Annotated in this window: 5 protein-coding genes; 4 read left to right on the top strand and 1 reads right to left on the bottom strand. The window is 38.2% G+C overall.

The annotated features are described in order from the left end of the window. A partial coding sequence (locus PSN35_RS06230; protein WP_300030962.1) for a signal recognition particle receptor subunit alpha occupies positions 1-601 on the bottom strand: 601 nt, incomplete at its 3' end. A 44-nt stretch (positions 602-645) separates the two neighbouring features. Between PSN35_RS06230 and msrP the strand changes: the two genes are divergently transcribed. From msrP to PSN35_RS06210, 4 genes are all read left to right on the top strand, one after another. Next, positions 646-1,608: a protein-methionine-sulfoxide reductase catalytic subunit MsrP gene (gene msrP, locus PSN35_RS06225; protein WP_300030960.1), complete on the top strand. Its 963-nt coding sequence runs from the start codon at positions 646-648 to the stop codon at positions 1,606-1,608. 7 nt (positions 1,609-1,615) lie between these two features. Beyond that, the gene (locus PSN35_RS06220) at positions 1,616-2,188 is read left to right on the top strand and encodes a sulfite oxidase heme-binding subunit YedZ (protein ID WP_300030957.1); all 573 of its coding nucleotides are present in this window, start codon (positions 1,616-1,618) and stop codon (positions 2,186-2,188) included. Further along, a complete protein-coding gene (locus PSN35_RS06215; RefSeq protein ID WP_300030954.1) occupies positions 2,176-3,495 on the top strand; it encodes a pitrilysin family protein in 1,320 nt (439 codons plus the stop codon). The genes PSN35_RS06220 and PSN35_RS06215 overlap by 13 nt, the downstream gene beginning before the upstream one ends. Further along, a partial coding sequence (locus PSN35_RS06210; protein ID WP_300030951.1) for a pitrilysin family protein occupies positions 3,492-4,497 on the top strand: 1,006 nt, incomplete at its 3' end. The genes PSN35_RS06215 and PSN35_RS06210, both read left to right, overlap by 4 nt.

Here is a 4,497-nt window from a genome sequence, read left to right as displayed (position 1 = left end):
CAATTAAAATATCGATATTTTTGGCTTGTGCTGATTGGTAAGCATCAAAGATGACCGAGGCGGCATCAGCGCCTGTGCCTTGTGCAACGACCGTTATATCATTGCGCTCACCCCAGACTTTAAGTTGCTCCACTGCAGCTGCCCTAAAGGTGTCACCTGCTGCCAGCATCACTGATTTACCCTCAGATTGGAAGCGTTTAGCCAGCTTGCCAATGGTGGTGGTTTTGCCGGCGCCATTTACACCCACCACTAAAATGACATAGGTTTCATTGATATCGGTATTGAGTTGATTATCCTCAATCAACAATTTAGCCAACTCAGTTTTTAAAAATTCATAAACCCCATCAGAGTCTTTAAGGATTTTTCGTGAGGCATTTTGACGAACCGATTCTAAAACCTTATCAGTGGTACTAATGCCGATATCAGCAGTAATAAGCAACATTTCTAGCTCATCGAGTAAATCGTCATCGATGGATTTTTTACCCAAGAGTAGCGAGGCTAGCCCTGAGCCTAACTTTTTGCGAGATTTGAACAATCGCTGTTTGAGAGATTGGGTTTTTTCTATCTCAGTAGATTTGTCTTTTTTGAAAAAACTAAACATAATGAGTTATTTTACTGAAACTTTTTGTGAGTTTACGCCGTATAATGATTAGAATGAAAAAAATAATAGAACAGTATGTAACTGATGAAAAACATTATCTTGATCGTCGTGCGTTTATTAAAAAAAGTGCGGGGCTTGGGATTGGTTTAGCAAGTTTTTCTGCCTTCCCAAGTTTAGCAGAAGGGGTTGCGGGTGGTGGTTTGCTTGATCAAGTGATACCTACTAAATATGGCAAAGAACTAACGCCACACACGTTTAAGCAAATCACCAATTATAATAATTTTTATGAATTTGGCACCGGTAAACGCGACCCTGCTAAAAATGCTCATAGCCTAAAACCCAAACCTTGGCACATTCAAGTATCTGGTGAATGTGCCAAACCAGGGAATTATGATTTAGAAGATTTTATTGCACCTTATCAATTGCAGGAGCGTATCTATCGTTTTCGCTGTGTAGAGGCTTGGTCAATGGTTATTCCTTGGGTGGGTGTGCCTTTAGCAGAAGTAATCAAAACCTTTGAGCCCACTTCAAAGGCAAAATATGTGGTGTTTAAAACCTTGGTTGATAAGCAACAGATGCCTGGACAAAAACGTCCCATTTTAAATTGGCCATATATTGAAGGACTAAGTATTGCTGAGGCGATGAATCCACTAAGTTTTCTTGCAGTGGGTTTGTACGGAAAAACCTTGCCGAATCAAAATGGTGCACCGTTGCGCTTGGTAGTGCCATGGAAATATGGCTTTAAAAATATAAAATCTATTGTCTCTATTGAGTTTCACGAACAAATGCCAATTAATACCTGGCAAGATCAAGCCTCAAAAGAATATGGTTTTTATGCCAATGTAAACCCTAATGTAGATCATCCACGTTGGTCGCAAGCGCGCGAGAGAGTGATTGGTAGAGGTAGTTTTTTCTCACCTGAAAAACGCAAAACAGAAATGTTTAATGGTTACGGTGATGAGGTTGCACATTTGTATGCAGGGCTTGATTTAACCAAGAACTTTTAATTTTTTTATGCGTATTTTTTGGCAAAAAACCGTATTATTCATATTACTCTTTAGCCCTTTTTTATTACTTTTATCTGATATATTATCGGGCAATTTAATTGACCCAATTGAAGAGATTACCAATCCAACAGGGCAATGGGCACTTAGGTTTTTGTTGTTAAGTTTGCTTATTACTCCGCTGAATAAAATTCTGCCTTTTTCAATTATTAAATATCGGCGTATGATTGGGTTATTTAGTTTTTTTTATGCTTGTCTGCATTTGAGCATTTTTTTGATTGATCAACAATTCAACGTAGCCTTTATCTTTGAGGATGTGATGAAACGCCCTTATATTACCTTGGGTTTTAGTGCCTTTGTGCTATTGTTTTTATTAGCAATAACCTCTACCGATAAAATGGTGCGTCGTTTGGGTAAGCGTTGGAAAAAACTACACAAATCGATTTATGTAATTGCCATATTAGTGATAGTGCATTTTTATTGGCAGGCAAAATCAGATATGGACATTGAGCCGATGATATATGCACTGATTACATTACTGTTACTCAGTTTTAGAATCAATTGGAAAAAATGGCTAAATTAATCGCATTTATTGTTTTGTATACTCACACGTTGGCTTATGGCGTAATAGATGCAACGAAAGTCCACACAACAACGCTAAGTAATGGCTTAAAAATTATTGTTAAAGTCGATAGACGTGCACCGGTATTTATCTCCCAACTTTGGTACAAGGTTGGTGCAAGTGATGAATCTCAGCCGCTAACAGGCATCTCACATATGCTTGAGCACATGATGTTTAAAGGCACACAAAAGTATAAGGTGGGTGAGTTTTCACAGATTATTTCGCGCAATGGTGGTGATGAAAATGCCTTTACTTCGAAAGATTACACTGCTTATTATCAAAAAATGCATAACTCTAAATTAGAGTTGGCGATAAAAATGGAAGCGGATCGCATGCGTAACCTAACTTTCTCTAGCCGCGAATTGGAAAAAGAAAGACAAGTGGTAATTGAAGAAAGGCGCATGCGCGTTGAAGATAATCCTAATGCTAAAGTGTTTGAGCAGTTGCGTTTGATTTCTTATGGTGAATCGGGTGCGTATCATGCACCAGTCATTGGCTTTCAAGCGGATATTGAATCTTATCAATTAAAAGATTTGAGAGATTGGTACGAGACTTATTACGCACCAAATAATGCCACACTGGTTGTGGTGGGTGATGTGGATCCAGCTCAAGTAGTTGCTTATGCAAAGCAGTATTTTTCAGCGTATGCGTTTAACCCAAAGATTAGTCAACTTAAGGATAAGCCGCCAATTGCGTTGACTAAGCAGCATAAACAACTTAAATTAAAAGCCAAACTACCCTTGGTTACTATGGCTTTTCATGCGCCAAGTTTAAACAGTGCGCAGGACAAATCTCAGGCGTATCAGTTAGAAATGCTGGCTTACGTGTTAGATAATGGTTTGTCAAAAACACTGATTAGAGATCGTCAAATCGCCAGTAGTATCAGTGTTGGTTATCGATTGTATGATAAGTATCAGACACAATTTACCATTAGTTTTATTCCAGCTCAAGGGCTTGAAAACAAAACAGTTATAAATGCTATCAAACAGCAAGTGGCAGAGTTGATTAATAAGCCTGAGTTATTAACCGATGAAATAAGGCGAACCAAAGCGCAACTAGAAGCTAATTTTGTTTTTGAACAAGATCAAATATCCACTCAATCTTATTATTTAGGTATGCTTGAAACTGTGGGATTGGGTGTTGATAAAATGTTTGAATATGTAGATAAAATGAACGAAATAGTAGCTAAAGACTTATCAAAAGTTGCTAACTTGTTTTTAGATTTTAAGCAGATGAATCAGGTTGAATTAATTCCTCAAGCGTTATGATGAAATTTTTATTACTATTCATGTTATTAATTAGCAGCGCCCAAGCGCAGCTTAACATTGACCAGTGGCAAACACCTGAAGGTGCTAAAGTATTATTTACCCAAACCAAGGGCTTACCAATGCTTGATGTGGCGCTTAATTTTGATGCGGCCAGTAGTCGAGATGGTGATCAACACGGCTTAGCCACATTAACTAACACCTTAATTGGCACAGCAACGGATCAGCTAACTGAAGAGCAAATTATTAATGGGTTTGAGTCGTTAGGCAGTGAATTTTCAACGGCTAGTTTAAAAGATATGTCTATTATTTCAATGCGTAGCTTAACCCGGGAGGATGTGCTTAGAGGTTCATTATCTCTATTTAGCGATGTGGTGAGTCGAGTTAAGTTTCAACAGTCGTATCTCACACGTGAGAAAAAGCAAATCTATCAATCGATAGAGTCAGCTAAACAAAGCCCTGGGCAAGTGGCCAGTTTAAAGTTTAACGAATTAGTGTTTGCTGAGCATGCATACGCACACGCTAAAATTGGCAATAAAGAAAGTGTTAATGCTATTCAACTTCAGGATTTACAAGCGTTTTATCGTCAATATTATGTGGCAAAAAATTTAACCATCGCTTTGGTAGGCGACATTAGCAAGAGTCACGCTAAGCAGATTGCACGCCAAATTTCTCATGGATTAAACAGCGGACAAAAAGCTAAAACCAATCCAGTTGTCGAACCACTTTCCCAATCTAAACAACTGCATGTTAATTTTCCATCCAAGCAAACGCACCTGCTGATTGGTCAGACGGGCATCAATCGATCACATCCTGATTATCATGCACTGTATTTAGGTAACCATATCTTAGGTGGTAGTGGATTAACTTCAATGTTAAGTGACGAGATTCGTGAGAAAAATGGCCTGGCGTATTCGGTATCAAGTCGCTTAACCAAAATGAAGTCAGATGGTTATTTTTTAATTAAATTGCAAACTAAAAATTCCCAAACTCAGCAAGCTAAAA

The organism is Candidatus Thioglobus sp. (assembly GCF_028599055.1).
Classification (GTDB): domain Bacteria; phylum Pseudomonadota; class Gammaproteobacteria; order PS1; family Pseudothioglobaceae; genus Thioglobus_A.
Note: the sequence above shows the minus strand (reverse complement) of the source record. Positions and strands in the feature narration are given on the sequence as shown.

Coding starts and splice junctions, on each gene's coding strand:
- msrP (WP_300030960.1), top strand. CDS start 646: ATGATTAGAATGAAAAAAATAATAGAACAGTATGTAACTGATGAAAAA.
- PSN35_RS06220 (WP_300030957.1), top strand. CDS start 1,616: ATGCGTATTTTTTGGCAAAAAACCGTATTATTCATATTACTCTTTAGC.
- PSN35_RS06215 (WP_300030954.1), top strand. CDS start 2,176: ATGGCTAAATTAATCGCATTTATTGTTTTGTATACTCACACGTTGGCT.